At 45.1% G+C, this 16,891-nt stretch carries 13 protein-coding genes; 7 read left to right on the forward strand and 6 right to left on the reverse strand.

What is annotated here, in order from left to right; genetic code table 11:
* Window positions 1-154 precede the first annotated feature (154 nt).
* The 6 genes from ACFFGT_RS04375 (at window position 155) to ACFFGT_RS04400 (ending at window position 6,561) form a co-directional block, all read left to right on the forward strand.
* Window positions 155-562 carry a BlaI/MecI/CopY family transcriptional regulator gene (locus tag ACFFGT_RS04375; RefSeq protein WP_377021287.1) on the forward strand — a complete coding sequence of 136 codons (408 nt, stop codon included), beginning with the start codon at window positions 155-157 and terminating at the stop codon, window positions 560-562.
* 10 nt (window positions 563-572) lie between these two features.
* Window positions 573-1,706, forward strand: a complete 1,134-nt coding sequence (locus tag ACFFGT_RS04380) for a M56 family metallopeptidase (protein ID WP_377021288.1) — start codon at window positions 573-575, stop codon at window positions 1,704-1,706.
* 94 nt (window positions 1,707-1,800) lie between these two features.
* Window positions 1,801-4,194, forward strand: a complete 2,394-nt coding sequence (locus ACFFGT_RS04385) for an ABC transporter permease (RefSeq protein ID WP_377021289.1) — start codon at window positions 1,801-1,803, stop codon at window positions 4,192-4,194.
* Window positions 4,195-4,227: 33 nt separating this feature from the next.
* Window positions 4,228-4,614: a hypothetical protein gene (locus ACFFGT_RS04390; protein WP_377021290.1), complete on the forward strand. Its 387-nt coding sequence runs from the start codon at window positions 4,228-4,230 to the stop codon at window positions 4,612-4,614.
* A gap of 186 nt (window positions 4,615-4,800) precedes the next feature.
* Complete coding sequence (locus tag ACFFGT_RS04395) at window positions 4,801-5,415, forward strand: DUF1349 domain-containing protein (RefSeq protein WP_377021291.1); 615 nt, start codon at window positions 4,801-4,803, stop codon at window positions 5,413-5,415.
* 252 nt (window positions 5,416-5,667) lie between these two features.
* Window positions 5,668-6,561 (forward strand): toxin-antitoxin system YwqK family antitoxin, encoded by an 894-nt coding sequence (locus ACFFGT_RS04400; protein ID WP_377021292.1) that lies wholly within the window; start codon window positions 5,668-5,670, stop codon window positions 6,559-6,561.
* 35 nt (window positions 6,562-6,596) lie between these two features.
* Here the strand turns inward: ACFFGT_RS04400 and ACFFGT_RS04405 are convergent, their stop codons facing one another.
* On the reverse strand, window positions 6,597-7,481 hold the full coding sequence (locus ACFFGT_RS04405) for a tetratricopeptide repeat protein (RefSeq protein WP_377021293.1): 885 nt from the start codon (window positions 7,479-7,481) through the stop codon (window positions 6,597-6,599).
* A gap of 244 nt (window positions 7,482-7,725) precedes the next feature.
* Here ACFFGT_RS04405 and abc-f point away from each other — a divergent pair, with 244 nt between their 5' ends.
* Window positions 7,726-9,315, forward strand: a complete 1,590-nt coding sequence (gene abc-f, locus ACFFGT_RS04410) for a ribosomal protection-like ABC-F family protein (RefSeq protein WP_377021294.1) — start codon at window positions 7,726-7,728, stop codon at window positions 9,313-9,315.
* Between the two features lie 388 nt (window positions 9,316-9,703).
* Here the strand turns inward: abc-f and ACFFGT_RS04415 are convergent, their stop codons facing one another.
* The 5 genes from ACFFGT_RS04415 to ACFFGT_RS04435 all read right to left on the reverse strand — a co-directional run bounded on the left by ACFFGT_RS04415 (window position 9,704) and on the right by ACFFGT_RS04435 (window position 16,557).
* Window positions 9,704-10,789 carry an efflux RND transporter periplasmic adaptor subunit gene (locus tag ACFFGT_RS04415; protein WP_377021295.1) on the reverse strand — a complete coding sequence of 362 codons (1,086 nt, stop codon included), beginning with the start codon at window positions 10,787-10,789 and terminating at the stop codon, window positions 9,704-9,706.
* A gap of 4 nt (window positions 10,790-10,793) precedes the next feature.
* The gene (locus ACFFGT_RS04420) at window positions 10,794-14,042 is read right to left on the reverse strand and encodes an efflux RND transporter permease subunit (protein ID WP_377021296.1); all 3,249 of its coding nucleotides are present in this window, start codon (window positions 14,040-14,042) and stop codon (window positions 10,794-10,796) included.
* Window positions 14,043-14,049: 7 nt separating this feature from the next.
* Window positions 14,050-15,588: a TolC family protein gene (locus ACFFGT_RS04425; protein WP_377021297.1), complete on the reverse strand. Its 1,539-nt coding sequence runs from the start codon at window positions 15,586-15,588 to the stop codon at window positions 14,050-14,052.
* Between the two features lie 5 nt (window positions 15,589-15,593).
* The gene (locus tag ACFFGT_RS04430) at window positions 15,594-15,992 is read right to left on the reverse strand and encodes a hypothetical protein (RefSeq protein ID WP_377021298.1); all 399 of its coding nucleotides are present in this window, start codon (window positions 15,990-15,992) and stop codon (window positions 15,594-15,596) included.
* Between the two features lie 82 nt (window positions 15,993-16,074).
* Window positions 16,075-16,557: a hypothetical protein gene (locus tag ACFFGT_RS04435; protein ID WP_377021299.1), complete on the reverse strand. Its 483-nt coding sequence runs from the start codon at window positions 16,555-16,557 to the stop codon at window positions 16,075-16,077.
* Window positions 16,558-16,891: the final 334 nt, after the last annotated feature.

Genomic DNA, 16,891 nt, shown 5'->3' on the forward strand with positions numbered 1-16,891 from the left:
ATCCGCTAAAAGCATGTAACCATAAGTGTGAAATCTTCTCAAGATTTAAACAGCTTCTCCGAACAATCTTTATCAATACGTTAATTTCTGTTAAATAATCAATACAAACCTACAAATAATTTTGTACCTACAAAATTATTTGTAGGTTTGTATCATGGAACCGAATAAACCTCAGGAAAGTAAAAAGATAGAGCCTACCAAATCCGAACTGGAGATCCTTCAGGTGCTTTGGGAACATGGCCCGTCGCCTGTACGCCTGGTGATGCAGGAGATCAATAAAAGCCGCGAATTGAATTATACAGCAACCTTAAAACTGATGCAGCTTATGGTTGATAAAGGTATTCTGAAAAGGGATGAGAGCCGGATGCAGCATGTTTATCATGTGGTAGAGGCTGAACACCAAACAAAAGCGCATTTGCTGGATAAATTCCTTGAAACACTGTACAAAGGCTCTGCCCCGAATCTGTTGATCCAGTTGATAGGGAATAAAAAAACAACGAAAGAAGACCTGCAAAAGATGAAAGCCCTGCTGGATCAACTGGAAAAGAATACCGGTAAATAAGAAAAAATAGATGGAACAGCGCATCCAACATATCTTCCCGCAAAATATCGCGCAAGCGCTGTGCCATACGCTGTTGCATTCCCTTTGGGAAGGGTTGTTCCTGGCCATACTCACCGGGCTGATCATCCTGCTGACCCGAAATTCAGGATCGGCGCTCCGTTACCGCTTACTGGTAGGGGCCTTGCTGCTTTATACAGCGATAGTAAGTTTAACTTTAGTATGGGAGTTGAACGCAACGGCAGGCGAAAGCTTTGGATTAGCCGGCTTAAACCCCTACGAATGGCCTGATTTCGTTACAGCGTTGATAGCGCAATTTAATGATGTGCTGAAGAGCGCCCACGAACATGCAGCAATGGTAAGTGGTATCTGGTTGCTTGTGGTTGGCCTGCAAAATGTAAGGTTGTTTTTTGGTTTATATGCCATGGAGCGATTAAAAAGGGTAAGGGTAAAACCTGCCGGGGGGCATTGGCAGGAAAAAATAAACCGGCTGGGCCACGCGTTAGGGATAAGCCAGGCCGTTTTACTCCTGGAATCGGCCGTTGCTAAAGTGCCAATGGTGATCGGCTATTTAAAACCCGTGGTGCTGGTGCCGGTAGGCCTGGTTAATTCGTTAGAACCAGCACAGGTGGAAGCCATCCTTTTACATGAACTGGCACATATCCGGCGAAAAGATTATCTCGTCAACATCCTGCAAACAGTATTGGAGACCTTTTTCTTTTTTAACCCTGCAGTTCTTTGGCTGTCCTGGCTAATCCGGTTGGAAAGGGAAAATTGCTGCGACGATGCTGTTATTCATCATACACAAAATCAAATTGGCTATATGCAGGCTTTGGTCCATTTTGAGGAATACCGCCAGGGTTTACCTCCTCAGGCTGTAGCTTTGACCGGCAGAAGAGGGAATATGCTTGGCCGGCTGGAACGAATATTAGCCGGGAATAACCGTTCACTGGGTAAATTGGAGCTGATCATTTTAGCGGTTATTCTTGTGTTGAGTACAGTGTTCATCGCTGTCAGTCCGCAAACTCCTGTACAATCGCTGCTAAAAACACAATACCCCGGTACGGGCTCAAACAGCAAAAACCTGGAAGCGAAGAAGAAGGCGGAAGCTGCTGAGCGAACGCGCCATAAAGAGCCAGGTCCTTAGGCTTAGTATATCCCCATTTATAAACCTTTTTTGCACACTTTACCCGGTGTCCCTGGCCGGTTATTGGGCTAACATTTCTTAAAAAATTATAACCATGTTCAGAAACTATTTAAAAATCGCGGTCAGAAATCTTCAGAAAAACATAGCCTTCTCGATGATCAATATCGCGGGCTTAAGCATAGGTTTGGCCTGCTGTATCCTTATTTTATTATACATCAAAGATGAACTAAGCTTTGACCGTTTTCATGCTCAAAGACAGCATATTTACCAATTGACCTGCCTCCGCAGCGAACAGGATGGCAGCATGAAAAAATTCGCCATTGCAGCATTGGTACAAGGGCCTGCTTTTAAACAGGAGATCCCGGAGATACAGGCCTGTATCCGCGTTAACCCCAGGGATATCGTAATAAAAAGGGGCAACGACGTGTTTAATGAGCATATTACCTGGGCCGATGCCAATTTTTTTAATGTTTTCACTTTCCCGCTCCTTTCAGGAAACCCCGCCACAGTTTTGTCTGATCAGCATGCGATGGTACTGAGCGAGGAAAGCGCAGTTAAATATTTTGGAAGTGTGGATGCCGCCGCAGGAAAGACCCTGCAACTGGAGATCAACGGGAAGTTTGAGCCCTTTATCGTTACTGGTGTCGCCAAAAAAGTCCCTCAAAATTCCAGCATCCAGTTCAGCATTGTGCTGCCTTTTTCCTTTTTTGAAGTGGCCAGCCCTGATAATGGCTGGATGTGGGTATCGTTCCCTACTTATTTTCTCCTTTCGCCCGGGGCCGATATACAAAACATTTCCCATAAAATGGACCAGGTGTACCGCACCCGGGCCAAAGATGAAATTGACCTTAATAACCTGGCGGGTTATGGAAATCATTTTAGCTGGGGGCTGCAACCCCTGACAGCGATGCACTTAAACACCGACTATGAAGGTACACCCGGTGCCAGCGATCCGGTATATTCCTACATCCTGAGTGGAATTGCAGTATTTATTTTGCTGATAGCCTGTATCAACTTTGTAAACCTTACAGTAGCCGCTTCACTTAAAAGGAGCAAGGAGATTGGTATCCGTAAAGTGATGGGCAGTAAACGTAGCCAGCTGACTATCCAGTTCCTGGGTGAATCGGTTATCATCTGCCTGATTGCCTTTATCCTGGCCCTGTTATTGGCCACATTGGCGCTGCCCGTTTTCAATGAACTTGCGAATAAGCAATTGAGTCTCTCATACTTGGTCGACTGGAAGCTGATCGCTGGTTTCGCAGGGCTGTTCCTGCTTACCGGTTTTTCGGCGGGCTTTTACCCCGCATTGGTTTTATCCGGTTTCGGCCCCTCCCTTGCGCTTGCCGGCAAAGCAGGTTTAGGTGGTAAAAACGTATTGGCAAAAAGCCTGGTGGTTATCCAGTTTGCCCTGGCTACCTTCCTGATCATTGCTACCCTGTTTATTTACGCCCAGTTTAATTTACTTACCCAAACCCCGGTTGGCTACCCCGATCAAAACCTGCTCAGCTTTACGGTAAGTCAGGGTACCCGGAGCAAACCGGTAATGGACCTTTATCAGTCAGAATTTTCCAAGGTGCCCGGCGTACTCAATGCAGGTTATAAAAATGTAGGGCATTTTGGAGGGAAGACCCTGGCAGGTAACAAGGAATTTACAGCGGGATATGAGCGTATTGACGCGACTTATTTACCTGCATTAGGAGCGCGGATCATAGCTGGCCGAAATTTTTCACCGGAGTTTCCTTCCGATTCAGCGACCTCTGTATTAATCAACCAAACTCTTGCCGACCAGATGGGCTGGAAAAACCCCATAGGCAAGACAATAGACTATATGAATTTCCCCACCTGGGGTAACCGGAAAGTGACCATTGTTGGTGTGGTTAAAGATTACCATAATGAATCCCTGAAAGAAAAAATCCAGCCGATGATCTTTACCGGAGAATCTTCAATGCCCCTCGGGCAAATGATCGTCCGCATCAGGCCGGAACATACGGCTGCAACCTTACTTGCGATGGAGAAAGCTTATCACCGCCTGAACCCCGGCCATCCTTTCCAGTACGAGTTTAAGGACGAGGCCAATCGTAGAAGTTATGAAGCGGAAAACAAGTGGAAACAGATTATCACTTTCGGCGCCATCATCACCATCTTCATTTCAAGCATCGGTTTGTTTGGCCTGGCCATGCTTTCTGCCAAAAAGCGGGAAAAGGAGATCGGGGTGCGAAAAGTACTGGGTGCATCTGTTGCTGAACTAACCGGCATGTTAAGCCGGGACTTTGGCAAATTGGTGCTGATCGCTTTTGTAATCGCTATCCCGGCCGGCTGGCTGGTGATGCATCGCTGGCTGCAGAACTTCGCCTACCGTGTAGACCTTTGCTGGTGGCGCTTCGCAGCTGCAGGTGTCATTACCATGATGGTTGCCATGCTGACCGTTAGCTACCAGGCCATCCGGGCAGCACTTGCCAATCCTGTCAAATCGCTGCGCAACGAATAAGTTCAATTTTAACCATAAATCAATTTAAAAATCATGAAAAAAGTAATCGTATTCAGTTTTATGCTGCTGGCCCTGACCAGCTTTAAAGCCCTGGCACAAACCGATGAGCAGGCAACCAGGCCTGTTAAAACCGGCGATGAATGGCAAATGCCAAAAGATGTGCTGCTTCGGGCAAAGGCTTTTTCTGAGGGGCTGCAAAAATCCCTCGGCCTGGATGAGGCTGCTACCAAAAAAGTATTCAATGTGTACATGGGCAATACCAAATCCGTTGATGAGATCCGCATGGGACATGCTTCTGAAAAGGAGAAGAAAGAAGCCTTAGCCGCCAACCAGGCAGAATTTGATCAAAAGCTGAAAGGGATCTTATCCCCTGCCCAGTTTGACATTTATCTAAAAAATAAGCCCAGAGCTAAAAACTGATCAATGATTTTTGACAATGTACCTGATATTCTCTGCAGGAAGCGGTCTGATTACTGTGATAATCCCCCACTTTGCGGTTTCATTCATGGTATAAATATAGCCGGGTTTAAGGGTAACTTAAAGAGATAATCATAAAATGCAGCTGCCTGAAAGCTGCCTTCATTTATTATCATAAATTTACCCCCTATGAAAAAACTAACCTTTTTAACCTTATTTGCCCTGCTCAGCAAATTTGGTTTCGCACAAAACTTAAACAATATGCAGTGGTACAGTAAACCCCAGAAATCATCAGTAGAAGGCAGTTCGCTGCATATGACCGTTGACCCTGCAACCGATTACTGGCGGGTAACGCATTACGGCTTTATCAGGGACAACGGCCCTTTTTACTTTACCGAACAGGAGGGCGATTTTGAAGCAAGTGTAAAAATTACCGGCGCTTACAAGGAACTGTTTCACCAGGCAGGCTTAATGGTAAGGATAGATAATAAAAACTGGATAAAAACGGGGATTGAATATGTTGACGGCGTACAGAACGTAAGCGCCGTGGTTACCCGTGAAGTTTCAGACTGGTCGGTAGTGCCGAGGCATGACAGTCCTAAATCCGTTTGGCTGAAACTGCTGCGTAAAGGCGATTTTGTGGAGATCAAATATTCGTTTGATGGTGAAAAATATGATATGCTCCGCCTTGCTTATTTTCCACCTAATGTAAAAGCGATGATAGGCATGGTTGCGGCGGCCCCCGGCAAACAGAGCTTTGATGTTCAGTTTGAAGATTTTAAAGTGCAAAAGATTACAAAGTAGTTTCAATGTACAACCGATACATGGTTAAAGCCTTTAAACTTCCGTTTAAGGGCTTTTTTGCTGAAATAAATTGCTTAATTTAGTAATCCGCGTTTGTATCAACGCACATCAATTATGCGCCTTAAACCTTTATCTTTTATTCTATTGTTGCTCAGCTGCGGCAATCTATGTTTCGGGCAGGGGGCGCGGTTTCAATTTTACCTTACAAAGGCATGCAGTACTGTCGAAAAGCTGGATACTTCTTATTATCTAATGCCGCTTAGCCGTCTGGATACTGGTTATGCGCCCAAAAAAGGTACAGTTTATTTGCCGGCTACAGGGAAGTATGTGATATGGGTTACCACCGGTCCGCTTTTGGATTCACCGTTTATTGAGATCAGGGATACCAGCTTGTTTATTTTCAGATATAAGGAGCCTAAAATACAACAATACATAAGCGGCGCATTGGATTCGCCCCCGATATATGTCAGGTGCGATAGCGCGATCAATGGTTACGCTGAAGATTTTTATCCCGACGGGAAAATAAAGATGCGTGGAAACTTTCGCGAGGGGTATCAAAAAGATAGCCTGGTTACTTTTTATCCTAACGGAAAAATGAAAAGACGAAATACCTCTTCGTCTAAATCAACTAATGTGGAAGAATATGATACTGCGGGTAACCTTATTAAGTTAAGGCGCGGTCAGCGTGGGTCGTTCATGACCTACCTGGAATACCGGTCTACTGAATTTTACCCGAATGGAAAGGTCAGGTTAAAGGAATCATCACTTAAGCGGGTTATCACAATTGAGGAATTTTATCATAACGGACATTTAAAACTAAAGCAAACTAAAAAAGGTAGAACTGAATATTACGAAAATGGTGCCAAACAAGTGATATTTACATGGCAAGGGAAAAAGACCGGTCATGACAGGAGGGAAAAAGACTTTACAATATACAAAAGTGAGTACAATAGTCAGGGGCAGATCATACGATCGGTGATTTTTGAAGTGTGGAACGATAGTTTGCCACAACCTGAACTGGATATTTTGAAATCGGACAAGATAAAAAGTGTTAAAGAGTATAAAGACGGAAAGGAAACTTCAGTAACAGAAGATATTTATCCAAAAGAATATCTGGAAAAGTATGGTTCAGGATCCGGTAATTAGTTAAGCACGCTCATTATAAGTGCTATCCGGACACACTACCATTTAAACAATCCTTTTGCTTTTTGAAGAATGCTTTTTGAGTTGCAATGTTCATCTATCCGTTGCTGTGCATATGTTGCCCCCAGCTCTTTCGCTTTATGCCAGTCCTCACAGGCTCCTTTATTGTCTTTGAGGTTGAGTTTCGAGTTTCCCCTGTTGAAATAGGCCATCTCATTATCGGGTTGTAATTCAATGGCGTGGGTATAATCGGCAATTGCCTCGGCATATTCGCCTGCTTCATCTTTGTTTGCAGCCCTGTTTACTATGGCATCTGTAAAATCGGGCGCAAGTTCTATCGCTTTATCATAATCACGCCTTGCGCTTTTCCAGGTATGCAGCTGGTCTTTTACAGCGGCTCTTGAATACCAGGAATTAGGATCATCAGGATTTATTTTTATAGCGGTGGAAAAATGAATGACAGCCATCCCAAGGTTTCTGTTGTTGAATGCTTTCATCGCAAGGTCAAAGTAGAAATCGTCATCTTTAGTTTCCAGATCAGGAAAAGCCTGGTTTTGCGGATCGCCCATTGCACCGTAGCCGTCAAGCTTACAATCAAATTCATATCCTTTACAATACAGGTCAAGGCCCCAGTACATTAAATTATTTTCATCAACTGGAAATTCTGTTGCATCACCGGCTATTTCCCAGTATTCATCTTTTTTTACGGGTTCGTTTACCTTAAAACCATAATTAGCTGTAAGGAAATTACCTAATGCGCTCAGCTTTTCTTTCGTATCCGAAATAAATATAAAATCATAAGTGGCCAGCGAGTAATCAGTCATCCCGCTCTTTTTTCGCGCCTCGTATACACTCCCGGCCGATGCCATTTCTTTGCCAAATTTGCTGTTAAATTCTGTGCGGGTAAAAAATCTGTTTTCCATTTACAATGCAGGTTTAAGCGCTTACGATAATACCAATATCCTGCAACAACAGCAAATCAGCAATAAAATAATAAGTTGAATTTTATCAGGTAGTGCCACTCTTATTGTATTTAAAGCATTTTTACTATTTTTGTCCCGGTAACCAACCATTCCCTTTATGTGATAACCAATTTCTTTCAGGACAAATAAACAGTGCCGTTGCTGCAACGCCCTCTGTATTTATTCAACTTTTAAGAAAGAAATTATGCTTATTCTTCACGATATCACTTATATACACCCAAACCGTGATCTTTTATTTGCCGGTATAGATCTCGTAATCAACAAAAACGATAAAGTAGCCCTGATAGGTAACAACGGCACCGGAAAATCAACCCTGCTTAAAATACTGGCCGGAAATTTAATGCCTGCAAGCGGCGTGGTAAAAACAGGCTCGAAGCCTTATTATGTACCCCAGATTTTTGGTCAGTATAATGAGTTTACCATTGCCGAAGCCCTGCAAATTGCTGATAAACTAAACGCCCTGCAGCAGATTCTTGAGGGCAATGTAACCGACGAAAACATGACCCTGCTCAATGACGACTGGGCTATTGAGGAGCGTTGCCAGGAAGCTTTTACCTATTGGCAGCTTACGGGTCTGGACCTTTCACAAAAAATGTCAACCCTTAGCGGCGGGCAAAAAACAAAAGTGTTTTTGGCAGGCATCGCCATCCATCGCCCCGAAATAGTTTTATTGGATGAGCCAAGCAATCATCTGGATACCGCAGGCCGCAATCTGCTATACCATTATATCCGGTCAACCAATAATACATTGGTGGTGGTTAGCCATGACCGTACCCTGCTTAACCTGCTCAATACTGTTTGCGAGCTCAGCAAACGCGGCATAACTGTTTACGGCGGTAATTATGATTTTTATGCCGAACAAAAAATGATGGAGAGTGAGGCCCTGAACCAGGATGTAAAAAGCAAGGAGAAGGCGCTTCGCAAGGCTAAGGAAACAGAACGGGAATCAATTGAGCGACAGCAAAAGCTGGATGCCCGCGGTAAAAAGAAACAGGAAAAAGCCGGCGTGCCAACCATTATGATGAAAACTTTGAAAAACAGCGCCGAAAAAAGCACATCAAAAATGAAGGGTGTCCACGCCGAAAAAACAGGCTCTATTGCGCAGGAACTAAGCCAGCTGCGCACCCAGTTGCCGGATATTGATAAAATGAAGATGGACTTTGATAATTCGTCACTTCATAAAGGAAAGGTGTTGATCACCGCAAAAGACCTCAATTTTGGATATGGCGATCAGCTGCTTTGGAACCCGCCGTTAAGCTTTCAAATCACCAGCGGCGAAAGGCTGGTAATCAGAGGTGCAAACGGCTCGGGCAAGACAACGCTGATAAAAATGCTGCTGGGTACGCTTGAACCACAATCCGGCACAATTGAACGTGCCGGAGTTAAAGCCATTTATATCGACCAGGATTATTCCCTGATCAATAATAAACTCAGCGTTTACGAGCAGGCAGAGGAATTTAACTCGGGCGTGTTGCAGGAACATGATATCAAGATCCGCCTTAACAGGTTTTTGTTTACGAAGGAATACTGGGACAAGCCATGCAGCGCCCTTAGCGGCGGCGAAAAAATGCGGTTGATGCTTTGTTCATTAACCATCAGTAACCAGGCACCTGATATGATCATCCTGGATGAGCCCACTAATAACCTCGACATTCAAAATATCGAAATTTTAACTGCGGCTATTAACGATTACCGCGGTACGCTCATCGTGGTATCGCATGATGAATATTTTTTAAAGCAGGTAAATGTGGAAGAGGAGATTTTGATAGGATGATGGGGATATATAAACCAATATGGCAGCTCGCAGGCTGCCATATTGGTATTGTGTTTATTTGTCTCCAGTGCCCCGAGGCTGTTTGAGTGAGGGGCATGTGATTCCTTCCCACTCTCAAGAGGCTACAATGTGTACATATCTTTTTATTAAAAGAAAATGTCATTTCGATAGAGCAGGGCTGGGCTGCGCGCAGGGGCGAAAGAGAAATCTTATACGCCTTGCAGAGCCGTAAGTATGGTTTAGAGCAGAGTTATAAGATTTCTCCTCACCGCACCCGCACATTCCCCAACCGGTTCGGCGAAATGACATTCGGTTTTATTGTTTCATACTCCTTTACAAGATGTGTGCACACAGTAGCTCCCCTGGGAGGGAATTAAAAGACCCATTTTTAATCGATGGCTGTGCCCTCCTTCACCTCATCGCCGGCATTTTTAAGGATGGTTTCGTTAGCCTTCAAATTGCCAAATACCTCGGTAGAATCATGCCTGGTCAAACCTTCCTTAATATCAGTTAAGGCCGCCTTGCCATCTTTCACGGCTATCACGTATTCCCTTTCGGTAGAGCGGATAATGGCGTTGTTGGGCACCAGTAATGATTTTGCGCCCGAAAGCATCGGGATTTTTACTTCGGCGTACATACCGGGTTTTAGTATGCCCTGGTGATTTTGCACATCAATTTCAATAGCTTCAGAACGCATACTGCCTAATGCATTGGCCGACCGGCTGATTTTGGCCATTTGTTCCGTACCCGGCATGGCGTTAAAAGTGAATTTAACAGGCTGTTTCAGATCAACCTTATCAACATAATCCTCGGGGATATAAACTTCTAAACGTAGTTTGCGGGTATCCTGCAAAATGAGCATAGGCAGGTCTGTGCCTTTGCCCGGAGCCACTAAAGCGCCAGGCGAAACATTACGCTGGATGATCATCCCATCAAAAGGCGCCCGGATATTGAGGTAATCCTGCATGGTGCGTACCGATGATACATTGGAGCCTTCTGAACGGGCCATGGCTTCATCGGCCTTCATTTTTGCAAGGGCATTATCCAGTTCAAGCGGCGAAACAGAACCGGGTTCTGTAGCTGCTTCTTTTAACCGCTGATATTTCTCCTTACTGGCAACCGCGTTTTCACGGGCCTGCAGGTAACGGGAATCAGCAGCCTGCAGTTGTGATTCCATTTCGGGTGCTTCAAGCGTAATGAGCAGTTGTCCCTTTTTTACCAGCGTTCCGCGATCTACAAAAACTGTTTTCACAAAGCCGTTTATTTTGGGGAACAGGTTTACCTCATTATATGGTTTTAGCTGCCCCGGGAGCCTGACTTCGCTGGAGAGTGCTTTTTCGGCCACAGTTCCGGTTTCGTATTCCTTTGATTTTTTGGCGGATTTAACTTCTGTGAGGTCAACCGGTTTTTGGTTTCCTGCACAGGCGGCCATTAGGCTGATACTGCTAAGCAGTACGATATATTTTAGTTTCATGATATTAGCTATTGGAGGTTTCAAGTTGTTGTTCATTAACATTTACACCCTTCATTAAGGATGGCGAATCATAAGTGGTTTTTTGCTGTACCCAGGCAAACACCTGCGGCAGTATAAAAAGTGCGGCCAATGTTGAGGCAAATAAGCCGCCTATCACCGCCCTGCCTAAAGGCGCTGTTTGTTCGCCGGCTTCACCCATGCCCGATGCCATGGGGATCATGCCCGCCATCATAGCCAAACTGGTCATGAGGATAGGTCTTAACCTGATGGATGCGCTGGTAATTGCTGCCCGTGTGGAGTCTTTATAGTCGAGCCGCAGCGTTTCGGCATTGGTTACAATCAGGATGGCGTTGGCTACCGATACCCCGGTCGACATGATCATCCCCATATAGCTTTGCAGGTTAAGTGTGGAGCCGGTGAGTAATAAAGCGGTAAGCGAACCCAATATTACCGCCGGTACGGTGGAAAGCACCGTAAGCGATAATTTAAAGGACTGGTAATTGGCCGCCAATAGTAAAAAGATCACGAGGATGGCGAACAGCAAGCCGTTTTGCAGGCTATCCAAAGTTTCCGTTAACAGGCTCGACATCCCCTTAACTTCTGCAATTAAACCTTTGGGAGGTGCACCAACTGATTTAATAACATCCTGTACCGCGGCAGTAGCTGTGCCGAGATCTTTTTTGTAAATATTGGCACTCACTGTTAAAAATCGGCGCGGACCGCTGCGGTCATATTCGCCGGGTGTATAATTAACCTTAAAGCTGGCAATATCGCCCAGTACAGGTGTACTTTGCCCTTTCACCAGCGGGATCTCCTTTAGCTCATCCATGGTGTTCATTACATACTCCGGGATTTGTACCTGTACCTGGTAGGTATAGGCAGATTTATCGTCGAGCCAGAGGTTTTTTTCGGTAAAACGGCTTGACGAGGTACTGGCAGTAACAGAGCGTGCAACATCTTTAATATCCAGCCCTAATTGTGCAGCTTTTAGCCTGTCAAGCGTTATAGCCACCACCGGGAATTTCAAAGGCTGGTTGATCTGCACGTCCCGCAGGTAATCTATCTTTTTAAGTTTGGCTAAAACTTTGCTGGCATAACCTTCAATCTGGGTCATATCCTTACCGGCTACCCTTATTTCAATTGGTGTGGATGCACCCTGGCTCATGATCTTTTCGGTCATATCGATAGGCTCAAAAGTGATGCGCAGTTCGGGGATGCGGGAGGCTATGTTTTTACGGAGGGCATCTTTAAGGTCATCCATGTTTATGTGATAGCCTTCATCAAGGTTAACCTGTAAAACAGCTTCGTGGGTACCGGTATTAAATACATAAAGGTTACTGGTACCGTAGCTGCTGGGCACTATGCCCACATAGCCCGATGTTATGGCTACGTGATGGTTTACCGTGCTGTCGATAATTTGCAGCACCTGTTTCAGCTTGTCTTCGGTGCGCTCAAGCCTTGTACCATCGGGTTCTTTGATCCTGATCTGGAACTGCCCGTTGTTGAGTTTGGGCATCATATCCTTACCGATGAAAACAAAACAAAGCCCGGCCAACCCCAAAACAACTACGAGGTATACAGGCACTATCACTTTTTTATTGGGCATCCAACCCTCAATGATGCGCATGAAACGGATTTTTACCTTCTCAAACAGATCGTTCTTTTCGGGGTGTTTCTGCTCCTGTTGCAGGTGATGGTTTACCTGCCCTTCTTCCGGTCGGTCTAAAGCTTCGCCTGCATGGGCGTGCAGCTGGCCATGTTCGTAGTGCTGATAGGCTTCGGCTTTAATGAGCCAGTTTGATAAAATAGGCACCAGTGTTTGCGCTATAATGTACGATACGATCATGGTTAAACCTATCGAAAGCGACAGCGGTAAAAACATAGCCTTAGGTACCCCAGTCATCATAAACGATGGAGCGAACACAGCCAGGATACAAAGCAGGATGAGCAACAGCGGGAACGAAATTTCCTGGCAGGCATCATAAATAGCCTGTGCCTTGCTTTTACCCATCTCTAAATGCTGGTGGATATTTTCAATAGTTACCGTTGCCTGATCAACTAAAATCCCGATAGCAAGGGCCAGCCCGCTCAGCGTCATGATATTGATGGTTTGCCCAAACAAGCCAAGCAGCAATACCCCCAATAGTATCGATACCGGGATGGTGATCACCACAATTAAACTGCTGCGCCAGTCGCCAAGGAACAGCAGCACCATCAACCCGGTGAGGATAGCTCCCAAACCGCCTTCGGTGATCAAGCTTTTTACCGCGTTTATCACGAAGATGGATTGATCAAACTCGTACGAGATCTTCACATCATCGGGCAAAAGGCTTTGAATTTCGGGGATCTTGGCTTTTAGTGCCTGTACCACGCTCCAGGTGCTGGCATCGGCAGTTTTTACCACCGGCAAATAAACAGAGCGCTTGCCATTGATCAAGGCGTAATCAACTGTAACGTCGGTAGCATCGGCAACGCGGGCAACATCTTTTATCAAAATTGGCACGCCGTTTTTCGTTATTACGGGAATGTTGCCAAATTCGTCGGTTTGGTTAATCAGTGTGTTAATGGTGGTAACAAACATGGTATTACCTAACCTCAGGTTACCCGAAGGCGACATTACGTTGAATTTGGCCAATGCGCTTACCACTTCATCGGGGGTAAGGCCATAACTTCTTAATTTATTTGGATCGACACTGAGTGTGATTGACCTGGCGTTTGAACCGAAGGGAGGCGGGGCCGATAAGCCGGGAACAGTGGCAAACATCGGCCTTACTTTGGTGGCTGCCATATCATATATATCCTTCAGGCTGCGATTGGGGGCTGATAATACTAATTGCCCTACAGGCAGGGATGAGGCGTCAAACCTTACAACCTGCGGCGGTAAAGCCCCAGGCGGAAAAAAGCTCATAACCCGGCTCACCTGCAAGGCTACCTGGGCCTGGGCTTCGGCCATATCTGTGCTTTCATAAAAGCTTAGCTTCACCATGGTTAAGCCCTGGATATTTTTACTGGTGATGCTTTTGATGCCGTTTACGTACAGAAACTGGTCCTGCAAGCGGGTTGAAAAAAAGCCCTCCATTTGCTGGGGCGACATACCCCCGTACGATTCAATAACATATATGGTGGGCAGGTTTAATTTCGGAAAAATATCTATCGGTATTTTTATGGCACTAAGCACTGCAAAAATGAGCAGGCTCAAGGTAACCACCACCGTTGTGATGGGCCTTTTAAGCGCGGATGTGGCCATTGACATAGTTAAATTATTTTAAAAGGTTTAATACAGTATTTACCTGGTTGCCGGTAACAGCCTGCTGGAACAAGGCGTTTGAATAAGCATATTTGGCCTGTACATAATCGGTTTCGGCACGGTAAAGGATATTGAGGGCGGCGTTAAGCTCAATAATATCGGTTAAGCCGTTTTTATATAGCGACAACTTTTGCCGGTATCCATCAGTAGCTGCTTTAAGTTGATGGGGAATTTCAACCAGGCGTTCACGGGCTGTTTGAAGCTCTACACCGGAGCGGTTGGCGCTGATGGCCAGCAGTTGTTTTTGCTCATCCAGTTTTCTGAGCGTATAATCTGTATTGGCGCGTTGTGTCCGCAATTTTAATTGCTTGCGGCGCAGATCAAACAGGTTATAGGAAATGCCGATGCCTACGAGGTAATTATTCCTGTCGAAACCCCAGCCGCTGCTGAGGCTGTTAAAATGATCGTTGGCATCAACACTTGATCCACGACCCCAAACAGCACCTTCCAGCAATATTTTAGGATTGTAGCTTTTTTTGACGAGGGTTTCGCGCTGTAAACTGTTTTGATATACCGATTTATAATAATTGATCAAGGGGTGATTGGTTGTGTCGATAACCAAAGGCTCCAAACCGGTTGCCGTATTGATGAGGTTTGTTTCGGCGGCGGTATCGGGCACTATAGTTTGATAGGGTAAACCACTGATGGCTGAAAGCTGTAATTGCACCTGCTTAACCTGGTTGTTAAGCTCGATATAGTTTAAGCGGGCTTTTGACAGTTCGGCTTCGGCAATGCTGGTATCAACGCCTGCCCTCACCCCGCTTTTAGCCAGCGATTGCACCGACCGCCTGATCTCTTGGTTCCGTTTGATGTTACGCGCCTGGATAGTTAGGAAGTTTTCCAGTTTCATCAGGAGCAGGTAATTGCCAATGGCATAAGCCTGCAACTGGTATTTGGAATCGGCAAACTGGTTTTGCTGTACCTGGATATCTGAACCGGCTACTTTATTTTGCGCGCCGTAAGCACCAAAATTGTAGATCTCCCAGTCGAGCGCGGCCACACCTACGTTAGCTGATACTGTGGTGGTATTACTTTCGGCACGTACCCCTCTCGAATCGGAAGGGATAATGCTAAAGCCAAAATATGGTCCGGCCACGTTGTTATTGGTGCCATAATCGGCCTGGTAATTCAGTTTCAGGTTGGGGAGCCAGCTGCTCCGCGTTTCGGCTGCCTCGGCTTGTTTAATCGCTATTGCTGTCGAATCGGTTAGTAATGTCGGTGCGTTTTGATTTACACTGCTGAGCAGCGCTTTTAAACTAACCGGTGTGTTATTTTGCTGCTGCGCATAGCTACAGGCTGTTGTTAACAAGCCTGTCAGCAGGCAGCAGAACTTCTTTGAAATTCGCATGTCTTGATTTTCCGGAATATGCTTACCGGTAAAATGTCCGTGCAAATGATCAACATACAGATCAATGGCTACGGGAAAAGTACCGGTAAACGATGGATAATTAATTGGAAAAAATGATGGGTAAAGGCAGAATGCCTTCTTCATTCAGATCAAATGCGGAAAGTGCAAAGGGAGAGATAGGTGTACTGAGAGCCGGGTTTAAGCCTGAAATACCGGAAGAATGGTTTCAGATTTAATTTCCAGAGCTGTATTGCAAAAAACAGCAGTATAAAACTGCCTACAACAGCGCTGATTAAATCGGTAACGGATTTCTTTTCTTCGAGTGTTGATTTATCAGGTCTTTGCACATAGCTTGATTCGGAGAGGCTGTTGTGCAGGTTCTCGATTTTTCGTTTAAAAATGGAATTGAACCCTGTGGAATGCGTGCTCTCCAATTGTGTTAAACGGGGAAGGAAGAAAACATGACTGCTTGCGATGAGCAAATAAAAAGCCATTACCGATATTACCAGTAATGATCTTAAAAACTCAGCCTTCCTCTTTTTTAACATATTAACTTATGCTATGCAAAAATGAAAAAAAATGTCAATTTGTTTTGCAACAGTATTGTTGCAATCAGCTTTTGAAGATTGATCATTTTATCATGGCTTCCAGTTTTTTAATATCCCGGTAAACGATATATAAAGGCATGATCCCGAAAATGCCGAAACAGCAGTCGATAAGCCGCCAGTAAACCGGGATGCCGCGGATTGGCCCGGCAATAAAGGCCAGCGGAAATACCATAACACAGGCAATCATACCAAATTCAATCACCCAAATGTTTTTAACGGGATCTTTCAGCGGGCCAACAAATGCCATGGCAATAACCAGGTGACCAAAAGCCAGCCAGTCGGTACCGTAGGCGAGGTAAGGATAGTTTTGATTGGTGATTTTTACGGCGAGATAAACTTTAGTTAACCAGCCCTGCATAAACTCGGGAAATACAGATGCATGGTTGGCAAGCCAGGCAAGCTCAGTTTCGATAGGGAATGCGGTTACACCACTTAATACCAGGCCAATAATAAATACAATTACCCAGGTTTTTATTTTTTTGCGAAGTTCAGGTTCGGTTTTCATAACCGCGGCAATGTAGTAAATTAATGGGTTGCGAAGGTCACTCAAAGACGCTAAGTTTTTCAACTCGTGTTTGTTGCAAATACAGGTGTTGGGAAGATGAATTTGTTTGGAGAATAAACAAAAAAACATGTCATTGCGAGCGTAGCGTGGCAATCCCGTAGCCAATGCATGTCCGCTCTGTATAGCTGCGAGATTGCTTCGTCGTTCCTCCTCGCAATTGTACGGGTTTAGTAATTCGGTAACAGAATCAGGTATTTTATTTGTTGTTTACGGATGCCATTTCAATAGGTTTTTTACCATTAATACCCTGATGAGGCCTTTCCCAATTATAGTA

This window comes from Mucilaginibacter angelicae (assembly GCF_042434235.1).
GTDB classification, from domain to species: Bacteria; Bacteroidota; Bacteroidia; order Sphingobacteriales; family Sphingobacteriaceae; genus Mucilaginibacter; species Mucilaginibacter angelicae.